The sequence below is a fragment of the Rhodococcus sp. FH8 genome (genome assembly GCF_019266085.1).
GTDB lineage: Bacteria > Actinomycetota > Actinomycetes > Mycobacteriales > Mycobacteriaceae > Rhodococcus_F > Rhodococcus_F qingshengii.
The window spans coordinates 1-15050 of record NZ_LPNQ01000084.1 but is presented as its reverse complement, the minus strand read 5'-3'; the positions used below and the strand labels follow the sequence as shown (position 1 = coordinate 15050).

17 protein-coding genes and 1 pseudogene are annotated in these 15050 nt (G+C 62.9%); 5 read left to right on the top strand and 13 right to left on the bottom strand.

The genetic code is table 11. From position 1 onward, the window contains the following. Window positions 1-23: 23 nt before the first annotated feature. The 4 genes from prcA to dop all read right to left on the bottom strand — a co-directional run bounded on the left by prcA (window position 24) and on the right by dop (window position 3505). Window positions 24-791, bottom strand: a complete 768-nt coding sequence (gene prcA / locus ATN38_RS30690) for a proteasome subunit alpha (RefSeq protein WP_003945006.1) — start codon at window positions 789-791, stop codon at window positions 24-26. Next, a complete protein-coding gene (gene prcB, locus ATN38_RS30685) occupies window positions 788-1666 on the bottom strand; it encodes a proteasome subunit beta (RefSeq protein WP_007729873.1) in 879 nt (292 codons plus the stop codon). Before prcB ends, prcA begins: the two co-directional genes overlap by 4 nt. Next, the gene (locus tag ATN38_RS30680) at window positions 1663-1857 is read right to left on the bottom strand and encodes a ubiquitin-like protein Pup (protein WP_003944925.1); all 195 of its coding nucleotides are present in this window, start codon (window positions 1855-1857) and stop codon (window positions 1663-1665) included. The genes prcB and ATN38_RS30680 overlap by 4 nt, the downstream gene beginning before the upstream one ends. Before the next feature lie 148 nt (window positions 1858-2005). After that, the gene (gene dop, locus ATN38_RS30675; protein ID WP_003944852.1) at window positions 2006-3505 is read right to left on the bottom strand and encodes a depupylase/deamidase Dop; all 1500 of its coding nucleotides are present in this window, start codon (window positions 3503-3505) and stop codon (window positions 2006-2008) included. Between the two features lie 58 nt (window positions 3506-3563). Between dop and ATN38_RS30670 the strand changes: the two genes are divergently transcribed. Further along, window positions 3564-4121 carry an NUDIX domain-containing protein gene (locus ATN38_RS30670; RefSeq protein ID WP_054828098.1) on the top strand — a complete coding sequence of 186 codons (558 nt, stop codon included), beginning with the start codon at window positions 3564-3566 and terminating at the stop codon, window positions 4119-4121. A 35-nt stretch (window positions 4122-4156) separates the two neighbouring features. Here ATN38_RS30670 and ATN38_RS30665 read toward each other — a convergent pair whose 3' ends face one another. Both ATN38_RS30665 and arc read right to left on the bottom strand, forming a co-directional pair. Continuing rightward, window positions 4157-4834, bottom strand: coding sequence for a TIGR00266 family protein (locus tag ATN38_RS30665; protein ID WP_003944961.1), 678 nt, complete (start codon window positions 4832-4834; stop codon window positions 4157-4159). A 118-nt stretch (window positions 4835-4952) separates the two neighbouring features. Then, entirely contained in the window at window positions 4953-6728 is a 1776-nt protein-coding gene (gene arc / locus ATN38_RS30660; protein ID WP_003944870.1) for a proteasome ATPase, read from the bottom strand. 195 nt (window positions 6729-6923) lie between these two features. Between arc and ATN38_RS30655 the strand changes: the two genes are divergently transcribed. Then, on the top strand, window positions 6924-7448 hold the full coding sequence (locus ATN38_RS30655) for a hypothetical protein (protein ID WP_003944789.1): 525 nt from the start codon (window positions 6924-6926) through the stop codon (window positions 7446-7448). A gap of 64 nt (window positions 7449-7512) precedes the next feature. On the opposite strand, the gene ATN38_RS30650 is transcribed toward ATN38_RS30655, so the two are convergent. After that, on the bottom strand, window positions 7513-8436 hold the full coding sequence (locus tag ATN38_RS30650; protein WP_003944785.1) for a tRNA (adenine-N1)-methyltransferase: 924 nt from the start codon (window positions 8434-8436) through the stop codon (window positions 7513-7515). Window positions 8437-8574: 138 nt separating this feature from the next. On the opposite strand from ATN38_RS30650, the gene ATN38_RS30645 reads away from it, so the two are divergent. The 3 genes and pseudogenes from ATN38_RS30645 to ATN38_RS33465 all read left to right on the top strand — a co-directional run bounded on the left by ATN38_RS30645 (window position 8575) and on the right by ATN38_RS33465 (window position 10277). After that, the gene (locus ATN38_RS30645; protein ID WP_374104632.1) at window positions 8575-9465 is read left to right on the top strand and encodes a RecB family exonuclease; all 891 of its coding nucleotides are present in this window, start codon (window positions 8575-8577) and stop codon (window positions 9463-9465) included. A gap of 1 nt (window position 9466) precedes the next feature. Further along, a pseudogene (locus tag ATN38_RS33470) lies at window positions 9467-9751 on the top strand (acyl-CoA thioesterase domain-containing protein); the annotation flags it as partial. Between the two features lie 256 nt (window positions 9752-10007). Beyond that, on the top strand, window positions 10008-10277 hold the full coding sequence (locus ATN38_RS33465; RefSeq protein ID WP_374104634.1) for a hypothetical protein: 270 nt from the start codon (window positions 10008-10010) through the stop codon (window positions 10275-10277). 46 nt (window positions 10278-10323) lie between these two features. On the opposite strand, the gene hisG is transcribed toward ATN38_RS33465, so the two are convergent. From hisG to ATN38_RS30610, 6 genes are all read right to left on the bottom strand, one after another. Continuing rightward, window positions 10324-11175: an ATP phosphoribosyltransferase gene (gene hisG / locus ATN38_RS30635; protein WP_003944905.1), complete on the bottom strand. Its 852-nt coding sequence runs from the start codon at window positions 11173-11175 to the stop codon at window positions 10324-10326. 97 nt (window positions 11176-11272) lie between these two features. Further along, window positions 11273-11536: a phosphoribosyl-ATP diphosphatase gene (locus ATN38_RS30630; RefSeq protein ID WP_003944933.1), complete on the bottom strand. Its 264-nt coding sequence runs from the start codon at window positions 11534-11536 to the stop codon at window positions 11273-11275. 59 nt (window positions 11537-11595) lie between these two features. Then, a complete protein-coding gene (locus tag ATN38_RS30625; RefSeq protein WP_256932261.1) occupies window positions 11596-12456 on the bottom strand; it encodes a pseudouridine synthase in 861 nt (286 codons plus the stop codon). 57 nt (window positions 12457-12513) lie between these two features. Then, window positions 12514-13374 carry a rhodanese-related sulfurtransferase gene (locus ATN38_RS30620; protein WP_042450983.1) on the bottom strand — a complete coding sequence of 287 codons (861 nt, stop codon included), beginning with the start codon at window positions 13372-13374 and terminating at the stop codon, window positions 12514-12516. A 12-nt stretch (window positions 13375-13386) separates the two neighbouring features. Beyond that, window positions 13387-14085 (bottom strand): HAD family phosphatase, encoded by a 699-nt coding sequence (locus ATN38_RS30615; RefSeq protein WP_007729900.1) that lies wholly within the window; start codon window positions 14083-14085, stop codon window positions 13387-13389. Next, a partial coding sequence (locus tag ATN38_RS30610) for a vitamin B12 dependent-methionine synthase activation domain-containing protein (protein WP_306301001.1) occupies window positions 14078-15050 on the bottom strand: 973 nt, incomplete at its 5' end. The genes ATN38_RS30610 and ATN38_RS30615, both read right to left, overlap by 8 nt.

Here is a 15050-nt window from a genome sequence, read left to right as displayed (position 1 = left end):
TAACTCCCAGACCTACGGAGTATCTACGAGGGTGCGTCGCCGTTTGCCGGCGGCGCATCCTCGACTGCTGCCGGAGCTGGAAGCATCTCTTCCAAAACCGTTCCAGCGATCCGTTTGAACGCACGGCGTGGACGATTGCTGTCGAGTACGGCAACCTCGAGTGCACTCACATCGAGAGTTCGTGGTTCCGCCTCAGTGGTTCCGGCCGGTGCCGGGCCGCCCTTTTGGAGCGCCCCGACTGCAATCCGCACTGCGGATTCGAGGTCGAGGTCTCGCTGGTACGACTCGCGCATCGCCGTCACGATCGGTTCGGTCGTGCCGCCCATGACCACGAATTCCTGCTCGTCCGCGATGGATCCGTCGTACGTGATCCGGTAGAGCTGAGCCGGCGTACTGCTTCCGAAGCGACCGATCTCGGCAACACAGATCTCGACCTCGTACGGCTTGGGCTGCTCGGTGAAGATCGTTCCCAGGGTTTGTGCGTACGCATTGGCGAGCGAACGCCCGGTGACGTCCCGACGGTCGTACGAGTACCCACGCATGTCTGCGTGGACGATGCCCGCGCGGCGCAGATTCTCGAACTCGTTGTACTTGCCCACTGCCGCGAATCCGAGACGGTCGTACAGTTCGCTGACCTTGTGCAGAGCACGCGACGGATTCTCGGCGACAAAGAGCACTCCGTCGCGGTAGGTGAGAACGACGACGCTGCGCCCGCGGGCAATTCCCTTGCGCGCCAATTCCGAACGATCGCGCATGATCTGTTCGGCTGATGCGTAATACGGCATCGTCATAGCGCAGACTCCCCTTCCGGACTCACGGTCGCCGTGCGAGCCGCGACGATCTCCCTGGCGATCTCGGCAGCCCTGGTGGGCGACAACTCGACAGCGCCGGCCGAGGTGATGGTGACCGCCGTCGGATAGATCCCTCGTGTCAGATCAGGACCACCGGTAGCCGAATCGTCATCTGCCGCGTCGTACAGCGCCTCGACGGCGAACCGAAGCGCGGTGTCCTCGTCGATTCCCGGTGAATACAGCTTCTTGAGCGCCGATTTCGCGAACAGGGAGCCGGATCCGACTGCGTGATAGCCCGCGCGCTCCTCGTATCGCCCACCGACGACGTCGTAGGAGACGATGCGACCGGCGGTGGACGGATCGACCGCGTCCAGGTCGTAACCCACGAGCAGTGGCACAACCGCCAAACCTTGCATCGCTGCTCCGAGATTTCCTCGAACCATCGACGAAAGTCGATTGGCCTTGCCGTCGAACGTGAGTGGGACGCCTTCGATCTTCTCGTAATGTTCGAGCTCGACCGCGAAGAGCCGGACCAGTTCGATTGCGATCCCGGCCGTACCGGCAATACCCGCAGCCGAGTAGTCGTCCGTGACGTACACCTTCTGCACGTCACGGCTGGCGATGAGATTGCCCATCGTCGCTCGGCGATCACCCGCGAGCAGAACACCACCCGCATAGCTGATCGCGACGATGGTGGTGCCGTGCGGAGCTACGTCTCCCCCGCCCATGACAACACCTCCTGTGTCGGCGAAGCGGTTCTGCGGAAGATGCTCCGGTGCATGCACCCGAAGGTATTCCGAGAATGACGACAGATTCGAGCCGAAGCTCAACCGTGTGTCCCCGTCTGTGATCCGGGGCGCGCGATCCACCGTCACTGGCCGCCCTTCTGGACGTAGGCACGGACGAAGTCCTCGGCGTTCTCTTCCAACACGTCGTCGATCTCGTCGAGCAGGTCGTCGGTTTCTGCAGCGAGCTTCTCGCGACGTTCCTGGCCGGCACTGCCGTCGCCACCAGTGGTTTCGTCGTCTTCGCCGCCACCGGCACGCTGCGTCTGTTCTTGAGCCATCGCCGTCGACCTCCTTGTGTGAAGGGAGCTCTCGCGAGCATCCTGTTCGGCCCAGCAGAGTCGGTAACTGATCCCGCTCGGACCTTCACCCTACCGAGCGGCACCGTCAGGTGTGGAGAGACGCGACGGCGAGCCGCATCGGCTGATTTCAGTGAGTGAGCTGATCAACCAGTTCCGCGGCGCTGTCCACGGAGTCGAGCAACGCTCCGACGTGCGCTTTGGTACCTCGAAGCGGCTCGAGGGTGGGGATACGGATCAACGATTCACCGCCGAGATCGAAGATGACCGAATCCCAGCTCGCGGCCGCGATATCGGCACCGAATCGGCGTAGGCACTCGCCCCGGAAGTATGCGCGAGTGTCGGTGGGAGGGTTCGTGACCGCGTCGAGAACCTGCTGTTCGGTGACAAGCCGCTCCATGGAGCCGCGAGCAACCAGGCGGTTGTACAGGCCCTTGTCGAGTCGCACGTCGGAGTACTGCAGATCCACCAGATGCAATCGCGGCGCCGACCACGCGAGTCCCTCACGATTGCGGAACCCTTCGAGCAGACGCAGTTTGGCCGGCCAGTCGAGGATGTTCGCGCACTCCATGGGATCGCGCTCGAGGAGATCGAGAACCATCGCCCACTTGGCGACGATATCGTCCGCTCGCGGATCACGATCGGTCTCACGGTCGAGGAACTTCGAGACACGTTCGAGGTAAATGCGTTGCAGCGCAAGCCCTGTCAGTTCACGTCCGTCGGCCAGCGCAACGGTCTTGCGCAGAGTGGGGTCGTGACTGATGTGGTGGACGGCGGTGACCGGACGCGCCAGTTGCAGATCGGTGAGATCGACACCTGCCTCGATCAGGTCGAGTACCAGCGCCGTTGTTCCCACCTTGAGGTACGTCGACATCTCCGCGAGGTTCGCGTCACCGATGATGACGTGCAGGCGGCGATACTTGTCCGCATCCGCGTGCGGTTCGTCGCGGGTGTTGATGATTCCGCGCTTGAGAGTGGTCTCGAGGCCTACTTCGACCTCGATGTAGTCGGATCGCTGCGAAAGCTGGAATCCGGCCTCGTCGCCGGACTGACCGAGACCCACACGCCCGGAACCGCAGATGACCTGCCGGGACGCGAAAAACGGCGTCAATCCTGTCACGATCGAGGCGAACGGGGTCTCACGTGAGCAGAGGTAGTTCTCGTGCGTGCCGTACGAGGCACCCTTGCCGTCGACGTTGTTCTTGTACAGCTGGAGCCGAGGCGCACCCGGCACGCTGGATGCGTGCCGCGCAGCCGCTTCCATGACGCGTTCGCCGGCCTTGTCCCAGATCACGGCGTCGAGCGGGTCGGCGACCTCGGGCGCCGAATACTCCGGATGTGCGTGGTCGACGTACAACCGTGCCCCGTTGGTGAGAATCATGTTCGCGGCGCCGATCTCGTCCGCGTCGATCACCGGCGCGGGACCGCTCATTCGCCCCAGATCGAAGCCTCGGGCATCTCGCAGCGGAGATTCGACCTCGTAATCCCAGCGTGTGCGCTTGGCCCGTGGCACGCCCGCTGCGGCGGCGTAGGCAAGCACCGCCTGGGTTGAAGTGAGAATCGGATTCGCCGACGGCTCACTGGGTGAAGATATTCCGTATTCGACCTCGACACCGATGATCCGCTGCATGACACAAGAGCCTATGTGATTGCGGCGCGGCACCCACAGGCGTGGCACAGTTGGAGGAATGCACCAACCTCTCACCGCAGACCTGAATCCCGCGGACGAGGTAGTCGCCGTGTACGACCGGACGGGTAATCCGATCGGCCGAGCACCACGTTCCGTCGTCTACTCGGGTGGGCTCTGGCACGCGAGTGCGGGCGTCCTGGTTCGTACCGGGGACGGCTCCCGCATCTACGTCCATCGCCGAACCGACACGAAAGCGGTGTTCGGGGGCTATCACGACTGTCTGGCCGGAGGTGTCGTCGATCCAGGTGAGACGCCGCAGGAAACTGCGATCCGTGAAGTCGGTGAAGAACTCGGAATCTTCGGAACGGCAGACCAGCCACTCCAACTGACGGAGATCGCTCGAAAATCCTGGGACGGCGAGTGGAACAACTCTCCGTTGCGCTGTCACCTGTTTGCGTTCGAACTCAGATACGACGGGCCGATGGCACATCAGCCCAGCGAGATCGCCGAAGGTTGGTGGTGGACACCGAAAGAACTCGGCGCCCACCTGCAGGACCCGTCGTGGCCGTTCGTTCCGGACTCACGCGCGCTGCTGGCCGACTATTGCTGGAGCTGAACACCGCTGGGACTGAACACTGGTGGGACCTGTGATCAGCCCGGGGTGATCGCCGAGAGCCACGCAGCGAAGGCGCTGGGGTTGCGGGTCTGCGCGAGAACGCGTCCTGGGCCGGTGAAGTCGAAGACAAATCCTTCACCGGACTTCATCGACTGAATGGTGCGCCCCTGAACGGCGCGCCGCATGTTGAAGTTCATCCCGAGGTCGTAGGCGACCACGTGACCGGTATCGATCGTGACCGTCTCGCCTGGCTGCAAGTCGATGACGTCGATCGCGCCGTAGACGGCCAGCACTACTTCACCGTCGCCACTTGCCCGCAGGCCGAAGCCGCCCTCACCGCCGAAGAGGTTGGACATGCCGCCCCACTTGGACTCGACCGTCACACCGTAGGAGTTGGCCAACCAGGTTCCACGGTTGAGGAAGAACGGGCGATCAGAGGTGATGGTCAGCGGAATCAGATCTCCGGGAAGCACGCCAGTCACGTCGACCCAACCACCTTGCGGCGGAGCGGTATACGTCGTGACGAAAAATGATTCGCCGCTCAGCATCGACCGCTTGAGTCCCTGCAGGACGCCGCCCTGCGCCTTCGCTTCGAGTACTACGCCGGCAGAATGCGCGAGCATCGCCCCGCTCTCCACGCGCAGCGGTTCGCCGGGCGCGAGGTAGCAGCGAGCGACTGTGGACGACGGATTGTGTCGAAGATGTATCTGCACGGCGGGACTCTAAACCAGCGCGACCGACCGGTCCAATCGCAACGAAGTCAACGGCAGTGACGCAGAGATCGGGCCGACAACTCCCGCGGAGTGGCCGGCCCGATCGATGTTCGTTTCGTTACAGGTACTGGCCCGTGTTCGACTCCGTGTCGATCGCGCGGCTCGCACTGGCGTTCTTGCCCGTGACGAGAGTGCGGATGTAGACGATCCGCTCCCCCTTCTTGCCCGAAATACGTGCCCAGTCATCAGGATTGGTGGTGTTGGGCAGATCCTCGTTCTCGGCGAACTCGTCGACGATGGAATCGAAGAGGTGCTGCACACGCAAGCCCGGAGCACCGGTGTCGAGCACAGACTTAATCGCGTACTTCTTGGCGCGGTCGACGATGTTCTGGATCATCGCCCCCGAGTTGAAGTCCTTGAAGAACAGAACTTCCTTGTCGCCGTTGGCGTACGTGACCTCGAGGAAACGATTCTCTTCGCTCTCCGCGTACATGCGATCGACGACGCGAACGATCATCGCCTTCAAGCATGCAGTGCGATCTCCACCGAACTCGGCGAGGTCGTCCGCATTGATCGGCAGACCGTCCACCAGGTACTTCGAGAAGATGTCCTGAGCCGATTCCGCGTCGGGGCGCTCGATCTTGATCTTCACGTCCAGTCGGCCGGGACGCAGGATGGCCGGGTCGATCATGTCCTCACGGTTGGAAGCGCCGATGACGATGACGTTCTCGAGCCCTTCCACACCGTCGATCTCGCTGAGCAGCTGCGGAACGACCGTTGTCTCCACGTCGGAGGAGACTCCCGAACCACGGGTACGGAAGATCGAGTCCATCTCGTCGAAGAAGACGATCACCGGAGTGCCCTCGGACGCCTTCTCACGAGCACGCTGGAAGATCATCCGGATGTGACGCTCGGTTTCGCCGACGAACTTGTTCAGAAGTTCCGGGCCCTTGATGTTCAGGAAGTAGGACTTGGCGTCCTTGCTGTCCTGACCGCGGGCTTCGGCGATCTTCTTGGCCAACGAGTTGGCGACGGCCTTGGCGATGAGCGTCTTGCCGCAACCAGGCGGACCGTAGAGCAGTACACCCTTCGGCGGCCTCAGTGAGTACTCGTGGAACAGATCCTTGTGGAGGAACGGGAGTTCGACGGCATCACGGATCTGTTCGATCTGACGCCCGAGACCACCGATGTCGTCGTAGTGAACGTCCGGAACTTCTTCGAGAACCAGATCTTCGACCTCGGCCTTCGGGATGCGCTCGAAGGCGTACCCGGCCTTGGTGTCGACGAGCAACGAGTCGCCCGGACGCAGTTTCCTGGTCGGAGAATCGGCGTCGTACGCGATGATGTCGGCTTCGGGGTCGGCGAAGACGGCTGCCAACGGCGCTGCGAGCCAGACGATGCGCTCTTCGTCGGCATGGCCGACCACCAGTGCGCGCAAGCCGTCGTCGAGTACCTCACGGAGCGTGCTGATCTCACCGACCTGCTCGTAGGTGCCGGCCTCGACGATGGTGAGTGCCTCGTTGAGGCGAACCGTCTGCCCGAGGGCGAGGGTGTCCGTGTCGATGTTCGGTGAGCACGTCAACCGCATCTTGCGACCCGACGTGAACACGTCGACGGTCTTGTCCTCGTGTACCGAGAGAAGGACTCCGTAACCGCTCGGCGGTTGACCGAGTCTGTCGACTTCTTCACGAAGCGCGATGAGCTGCTGACGGGCCTCTTTGAGGGTGTCCATCAACTTGCTGTTTCGGATGGACAACGAGTCCACCTTGGACTCCAGCTCACGCACCTGCTCCGGCGATTGTGCAAGTTGTCGGCGCAGTACTTGTGCTTCCACTCGTAGCGCGTGGAGTTCTTCTGCTGCCGCAACCGAATCCGGGTTCTCTGTCGAGCTCATGTGCGTCTCCTCCCAGTGCGATCCATCAACGCTACCGGCATAAGGCCCCAACTGTCGCCAGACACGGTGCGCGAGTGCGAATTCACACCTGCGCGCGGACCGTGCCGACTGGTCTCGAGCCAGAATTTGGTCATGTTAGCCTTGCCTACAAGATGGAGACAGCGCCTGTCTCTCTTTACAACGAAAGGTAACGCTGTGATCATCCGCAAGACTCTCATCAGCGCTTGTGCTGTCGCTGCCGTCCTGACCATGGGTGCATGCAGCTCGGACGACAACAAGGATTCGACGGCTGCAAGTTCGACTTCCGCCGCCGCCTCGAGCACCACGGCGAAGGCCTCGGCTTCCGCCACGACGTCAGCTGCCGCTGCCGCAGCGGCTCCGACGGCCGAGGAGCTCAACGCTTCGCTCGTCGCTCTGATCGATCCGGCCAAGCCGATCGAGGAGAAGACCGCTCTGGTGGTCGACGGAACCAAGCGTCAGGCCAACATCGAGACGATGAGTGCTGCGCTGGGCGGTAACCCTGCCTACGCGATCACGTTCAACGTGGACAACGTCAAGGTCGACGGTCAGACCGCAACCGCAGACGTCGCCGTCGTCAGCCCGCACGGCGCCGCCCCGGCCACCCCGTGGACCTGGGAGCTCGAAGACGGCTCCTGGAAGCTGTCCGACACCTCGGCATGCGTGCTCCTGGAAATGGGCCGCGCTTCCTGCACCGCATAACTTCCAGCTACTACAAGAGCGGCGATCCGGATACCGGATCGCCGCTCTTGTTGTTTTCGTGTGACTACTTGGCCGCGGTGTTCGAGCCCTTGCCCGCACGCCGCTGCGGCTTCGGGGTGACAGTTCCTTCGGCGAGACGACGAGCGCTCACGAGGAACGCGGTGTGGCCTTGCATCCGATGTTCGGGGCGCACCGCCAATCCGACGACGTGCCAACCGCGCACGATCGATTCCCACGAGCGGGGCTCGGTCCAGCATTCCTGCTCCCGCATCGCCTCGACGACCTTCGAGAGCTGAGTAACGGTCGCGACGTAGACGATCAACACGCCGCCCGGCACGAGTGCCTTCGAGACGGCGGGCAGGACGTCCCACGGGGCCAGCATGTCGAGGACGACGCGATCGACCTTGCCTCCGTGCGCTTCCGGATCGAACTCGGCGAGATCGGCGATGGTCAGTTCCCAGTTCGGCGGACGTTCCCCGAAGAAGGTCTCGACGTTGCGAACCGCATGTTCGGCATGATCGTCGCGGACCTCGTAGGAGATGACCTTGCCCTCGGGTCCGACGGCACGCAGCAGCGAACATGTCAGTGCGCCGGAGCCGGCTCCGGCCTCGAGCACGCGTGCTCCGGGGAACACGTCGCCTTCGTGGACGATCTGAGCTGCGTCCTTCGGGTAGATGACCTGGGCACCGCGCGGCATGGACAGCACGTAGTCCACCAGCAGGGGGCGCAGTGCGAGATAGGGCGTGCCGTTGACCGACTTGACGACGCTGCCCTCGTCGGCACCGATCAGATCGTTGTGAACGATTCCGCCCTTGTGGGTGTGGTATTCGCGGTTCGCCTCGAGAACGATCGTGTAGTGGCGTCCCTTGCCGTCGGTCAGCTGTACTCGGTCGCCGACGCGGAACGGACCTGACGGCCGCTTGCCCGGCGCAGTGAGATCAGCTTCTGGAAACTCTTGTTCGGGAATCTCGGCGACAGCGGACTGCACAACCTCATCCACTTCGGTCGTGCCTTCTTCTGGTTGCAGCTCGTTCGCCATGCGCAGATGATCCCTGTTCGCTTGTTTCCGGTGTCCTCGCCACCGGCTCCGACGGAGTTGTCGGACCAACCGCATAGCCTGCCAGGTGTGAGCTCTGTCGAATTGCCAACCCCCACTCCAACGGGTGCAACATCACACGAGCGCCCGCGTAGTCGGCCGGCGCTCTCTCCGTCTCGGGCGGGTGACTACAAACAATGCCCCCTGCTCTATCGCTTCCGAGCAGTCGACAGAATTCCGGAAACGCCAACCAGAGCCCAGGTCAGAGGCACCGTCGTACACGCGGCACTGGAAGCACTGTTTGCACTCCCGACCGGTCACCGGGTTCCCGATCGCGCAGCCGAACTCGTCCGTCCCGCATGGGAACGTGTCAGTGCCGAGTCTCCCGAGGCCGCTGACCTTGTTCCGGAGGGCGAGCTGGATTCGTTCCTCGACGAAGTCGGCAAGCTCGTCGCGACGTACTACACGCTCGAAGATCCCACTCGATTCGATGCCGAGGCGTGCGAGGTCTACGTCGAGACCGAATTGGAGAACGGCGTTCGACTCCGCGGCTTCGTCGACCGGATAGACGTTGCACCGACGGGTGAGGTGCGGGTGGTCGACTACAAGACCGGAAAAGCGCCTCGCGAGTTCACCGAATCCAAGGCGCTCTTCCAGATGAAGTTCTACGCGCTCGTACTGCTGCGCACTCGCGGAATCGTTCCCGCACAACTGCGCCTGATCTATCTGGCCTCCGGCTCGATTCTCACGTACGCCCCGGATCACGACGAGCTCATCCGATTCGAGCGAACCCTCTCCGCCATCTGGAAAGCGATCCTCGCAGCAGGTGCGACCGGAGACTTCAGACCCAAGCCTGGCAAACTGTGCGACTGGTGCGATCACAAGTCACTGTGCCCCTCGTTCGGCGGAACACCTCCGCCGTATCCAGGTTGGCCGGAACTGCTGAGCACCGAACCTGTTGCCGCAAAGGAGAATTCATAACATGACGGACAGTTCGTACTACCGCTACCTCGGAACGACGGAGGAAGGGCACGAGCGGTTCGCGAGCACGCAGGCAACTGTCAGCATCTGGGGCCCGACACTGCAGCACGGCGCTCCCCCGTCGGCGCTGTTGGTACGAGCCCTCGAGCGGTGCGGTGCGCGCGACGAAACCCGTCTGACGCGCGTCGTCGTCGAGATTCTCGGACCGATTCCGATTGCCGACCTAGAAGTCCGGTCCTGGATCGAACGACCCGGTCGCCGAATCGAATTGATCGTCGCCGAACTGTGGGCAACCACCGCCGACGGATCTGCACGCGCGGTTGCGCGCGGTACGGCGTGGCGGATGGAGACGGTGGATACCGGCGACGTCGTCCACGTAGTCGATCCCCCGCTCGAACCCCGCGACAGCGGCACCCCGGGCGTTCTCGAGGGTCTGTGGAGCGTCGGCTATCTCAAGACCCTCGACTGGTCCTGGATTGCTCCGATCGGGTGCGTGGGAACCGGCAAGGTATGGGCGCGCCCCAAGCCAGAGCTGGTCGAGGGTGAGAAGATGTCTGCTCTCGCAGCGTTTGTTCGCGGTGGCCGACATCTCAAACGGGGTCGGCGCCAAGCTCGACCCGGAGCACTGGACGTTTCTCAACACAGATCTCACGGTGCATATCTTCCGTGTACCCGAGGGAGAGTGGGTCGGTGTCGCCGCCGAAACCACAACGGGTCCGGACGGCGTCGGCATGTGTGCGGGCGTGCTCTACGACGAGCAGGGTGCCGTGGGCCGTATCGCCCAGACTTTGCAGATTCGCGCCCGTTCCTGATTTCCAGGAACGGGCGCGAATGCGCGTAAATCTAGTCAGGCAGTGATCAGAAAGCGCGTACCGAGCGGATGTTCGACGCGAGGATGGCCTTGGCACCGAGTTCGGCCAAGGCATCCATCACCTGGTTGTGTCCCTTGATCGGGACCATCGCGCGAACCGCGACCCAGTCGGGATCAGCCAACGGTGAGAGGGTCGGCGATTCCATACCGGGTGTCATCTTGATGGCGTCGTCGAGGATGGTGCGCGGGCAGTCGTAGTCGATCATCAGATTCTGCTGTGCGAAGACAATTCCGCGTACGCGTTCGATGAGCTGGTTGCGTGCGGGATCGTCCTGCGGAGCGCCGGTGCGCTCGATCAGGACACCTTCGGAATCGCAGAGCGATTCACCGAAAGCCACGAGGTTGTGTTGGCGGAGAGTACGACCCGATCCGACCACGTCGGCGATCGCGTCGGCGACGCCGAGCTGAATCGAGATTTCCACTGCTCCGTCGAGACGGATGACGGTGGCGTCGAGTCCGCGATCTGTGAGGTCCTTACGGACCAGGTTCGGGTACGACGTTGCAATGCGCAGGCCGGACAGATCCTCGACGGCCCAGTCCTTGCCGGCAGGTGCTGCGTAACGGAACGACGAACGGCCGAAGCCCAGTGACAGACGCTCGGATACGGGAGCACCCGAGTCGCCGGCGAGATCACGACCGGTGATGCCGAGATCCAGCTCACCGGAGCCGACGTAGATCGCAATGTCCTTGGGGCGCAAGAAGAAGAACTCGACCTGATTGGCCGGATCGAGGACTGTCAGATCACGGGAATCGGTGCGTCGACGGTAGCCGGCCTCGCTGAGAATCTCGGCGGCGGACTCGGACAGTGAGCCTTTGTTGGGAACTGCTACGCGCAGCATGGTGGATGTCCTTTCGGAAGGTGTGGGTGACGTGAGACGACATGAATCGGAAGCCCTGGACGAGCGAGACGGAGTACATCTCGCTGGTCAGCTCCGATCACAGATGTCGGTACACGTCCTCGAGGGTCAGTCCGCGACCGACCATCAACACCTGCGTCCAGTACAGCAGCTGGGAAATTTCCTCGGCTAGCTGCTCATCGCTCTGGTATTCCGCAGCGATCCACACTTCACCGGCTTCCTCGATGACCTTTTTGCCCTGAGCATGCACACCGGCGTCGAGGGCGGCGACAGTGCCGGACCCCTCGGGGCGAGTAGCAGCGCGCTCGGTCAATTCGGCGAACAAGGATTCGAAGGTCTTCACGGGTAGCTATTCTTTCACGAGGACGGAAGCGGTTTTCACACGCCCACGAACAGCGGTGTTCACAGGCCTGCGTCGAGGCTGCGCGAACTCACGAACCTGCGGGTCTGCCCGGTGATCGGATCCGGGTACTCCAACGCTCGCGCCAACAATCGCAACGGAGTCGAGAAGTCACCGGGCACTGCGGGCAGATACTCCGGATAGTAATTGTCACCGACGATCGGGACGCCCAGCGAGTTGAGGTGCAGCCGAAGCTGATGGGTCCGGCCGGTCCGTGGGAGCAACCTGTATCGCCCGAGCGTCCGGCCGGCCGAGTCGGTGATCACCTCGATCAGTTCGATCGAGGTCTCACTGTTCGGCTCGCCCGCGATTTCGGTAGCCGTCATCTCGCCGTGAACTTTGTTGATGCGGCTGCGCACCGTGCGAGGGAAAGTCAGTTCCGGATCGAAGCCCGCAATCGCCTCGTACTCCTTGACGATCCGCTGCTCGGCAAAAAGTTCCTGGTACGGCCGTCGTAGGTCCGGTGTCACGGTGAACACGATGACACCCGCCGTCATCCGGTCGAGGCGGTGAACTGGCGCAAGATCCGGAAGGTCCAGGTCACGACGCAAGCGCACGACTGCGCTTTCGACGATGTGCGCTCCCCGTGGAATGGTCGCCAGGAAGTGCGGTTTGTCGATCACGAGAATCGAGTCGTCGCGGTACAAGATCTCGATCTCGTGCGGAACCGGAATCTCGGGGGCCGGCTCGCGGTAGAAGTACACGAACCGGGTCGGCTGATAGGGCGTTCGGCTCGTGATCTCCCGCCCGTGCTCGTCGACGACGTCCCCGGCGCTGACGAGGTCCGCCCACAGGTCCCGCTCCCCGGGATGCTCGCCGACCAGGTGCTCGAGGACGGTCCGCGCCGACGACTCCGCCGGCATCCGCAGCCGGTCAGGTCCGAGACCGTTTCGGATCGGCAACGGAGCCTTGGGCACAGCTCAGTCCTGCTCGAGGTCTGGTGAACAACTCTCGCAGAGCAATTCGAGGGTTCGGCCGTCGCCGTCGATCCGGTTGCGGTACCGCGGGGTCGGAGTACCACAATCGACACACACGCCGAGTGTCTTGGCTTCGGATGAGAACTCGATGTTCATCCGCTTGTCGAACACGTACAGGGAACCGTCCCAGAGGCCGCGGTCGCCGAAAGTCTCGCCGTAACGGACGATTCCGCCGTCCAACTGATAGACCTCGTCGAAGCCACGTGAGCGCATCAGCGAAGACAACACCTCACAGCGCACTCCGCCGGTGCAGTACGTGACCACGGCTTTGCCCTTGAGATGGTCGTATTTGCCACTGTCGAGTTCGTTGACGAAATCCCGAGTGGTGGCGACGTCCGGAACTATCGCATCTCGGAAACGGCCGATCTCGGCTTCGAAGGCATTGCGCCCGTCGAAGAACACGACGTCGTCACCGCGAGTGTCGACGAGTTCGTGTAGTTCCTTGGGCACCAGGTGAACTCCTCCGCCGACCACACCGTTCTCGTCGACTTTCAGCTCGTCGGGGGCACCGAACGTCACGATCTCCGAGCGTGCCTTGACACTCAGACGAGGGAAATCGTTCCCGAGGCCGTCCGACCACTTGATGTCAGCGGTACGGAAGGGTTCGTAACCACGCGTACCACGGACATATCGCTTGACATCCTCGATGTCTCCGCCGACCGTCGCGTTGATCCCGTGCGGCGAGACGATGATCCGGCCCGTCAGGTTGTTGGACTCGGCCAGGCTGTGCTGCCACAGCTTGATCGCTTCCGGGTCCGCCAACGGCGTGAACTGGTAGAAGAGAACAATTTTCGGAATAGCCACAGCAAATCCAGCCTAACGTGCCGCGCTCGAGTGAACGTCGTGAAGATCGTGAATGGACAAGTCCAACAGGGACTCTCGAAACACGCGTCCAGGGCCGGCGGGGACGTCGACCTCACACGGAACGACGAGCACCGCGCAACCCGCAGCGCTGGCCGACGCCGTGCCGGTCGGCGAGTCCTCGATCGCGAGGCACTGCGCCGGCTCGAGTCCGAGCAGATGCGCGCCGCGCAGGTACGGATCCGCTGCCGGTTTCCCGTTGGGGACCTCGTCGCCACACACCGAATGGTCGAAGAACTCACGGCCGAGCATGCCGAGTGCCCGATCGACCAGAACTCGCTCGGTGTTGGTGACCAGTGCAGAACGCAGACCACCGTCACGCACGGTCGACAGTGCGTCGCGAGCACCCGGCCGCCAGGTCACGCCGTCCTCGAACAGATCGCCGACGCGGGTGTACATCCAGTCCTTCGCCTCGGCGATGGCATCGGGATGCTTCTCCAGGCCGAGAGCGTCGAACACCGTCGCAAGGGCGAAGGGGCTCGACGCACCGATGACGGCAACGCGTGTCGCTTCCGTCATCGGTCCGCCCAGGCGTAGGGACAGCTCACGAAGCGCGATGTCCCACAGCTTCTCCGAATCGAGCAGGGTGCCGTCCATGTCCCACAGGACACCACCGAGCGTTGATTCGGATACTTCGGTCAACAACTCAGACATTGAAATACTTTGCTTCCGGGTGGTGCAGGACAAAAGCGTCCGTGGACTGCTCGGGATGCAGCTGCAGCTCCTCGGACAATTCGACGCCGATTCGTTCGGGTTCGAGCAACGCCACCAACTTGGCTCGATCCTCGAGATCCGGGCACGCGCCGTATCCGAACGAATAACGAGCGCCGCGGTACTCGAGATCGAAGTAACCGGCAACCTCGGTGGGATCCTGCTCCGCGACGGTGTGACCCTCGGGAAGCACTAGCTCTTCACGGACGCGTCGATGCCAGTACTCGGCCAGAGACTCCGTGAGCTGGACACCGATTCCGTGAACCTCGAGGTAATCGCGGTACGAGTTCGACGCGAACAACTCGTTGGCGAAGTCCGCGATCGGCTGACCCATCGTCACCAACTGGAACGGGAGTACGTCGACCTGCCCGGTGGCCTCGGCGTCCTTGCGCGAGCGAACGAAGTCCGCGATGCACAGGAAGCGGTCGCGGTGCTGGCGCGGGTAGGTGAACCGGAACCTTTCGGGTGCATCCGGTTTCGGCTCGGTGAGCACGATGACGTCGTCGCCCTCCGAGATCGCCGGGAAGTACCCGTACACGACCGCGGCATGCGCGAGGATGCCCTCGGACGTCAGCCGATCGAGCCAGTACCGAAGTCGCGGACGGCCTTCCGACTCGACCAGTTCCTCGTACGTCGGACCGTCGCCCTTGCGCTGACCGCGAAGGCCCCACTGGCCGAGGAAAAGAGCGCGCTCGTCGAGCAGCCCCGAGTACTCGGACAGCGAGATTCCCTTGACGATGCGCGAGCCCCAGAAGGGAGGTGTCGGCACCGCGATGTCGGTTGCGACATCGGAACGCTCCGGCAGGACCACGGGAACCGCTGCAGCCTTACGCTTTTCGGCGATGCGCTTGGAACGCTCGTGACGTGCCTTACGCTCGGCAGCCTTCTCGCGAGCAGCGATGGCCTCC

Excerpts from the sequence above, each read along its gene's own strand:
- prcA (WP_003945006.1), bottom strand. The coding sequence starts at position 791 with ATGACGATGCCGTATTACGCATCAGCCGAACAGATCATGCGCGATCGT.
- ATN38_RS30680 (WP_003944925.1), bottom strand. The coding sequence starts at position 1,857 with ATGGCTCAAGAACAGACGCAGCGTGCCGGTGGCGGCGAAGACGACGAA.
- dop (WP_003944852.1), bottom strand. The coding sequence starts at position 3,505 with ATGCAGCGGATCATCGGTGTCGAGGTCGAATACGGAATATCTTCACCC.
- ATN38_RS30670 (WP_054828098.1), top strand. The coding sequence starts at position 3,564 with ATGCACCAACCTCTCACCGCAGACCTGAATCCCGCGGACGAGGTAGTC.
- arc (WP_003944870.1), bottom strand. The coding sequence starts at position 6,728 with ATGAGCTCGACAGAGAACCCGGATTCGGTTGCGGCAGCAGAAGAACTC.
- hisG (WP_003944905.1), bottom strand. The coding sequence starts at position 11,175 with ATGCTGCGCGTAGCAGTTCCCAACAAAGGCTCACTGTCCGAGTCCGCC.
- ATN38_RS30625 (WP_256932261.1), bottom strand. The coding sequence starts at position 12,456 with ATGCCGGCGGAGTCGTCGGCGCGGACCGTCCTCGAGCACCTGGTCGGC.
- ATN38_RS30615 (WP_007729900.1), bottom strand. The coding sequence starts at position 14,085 with ATGTCTGAGTTGTTGACCGAAGTATCCGAATCAACGCTCGGTGGTGTC.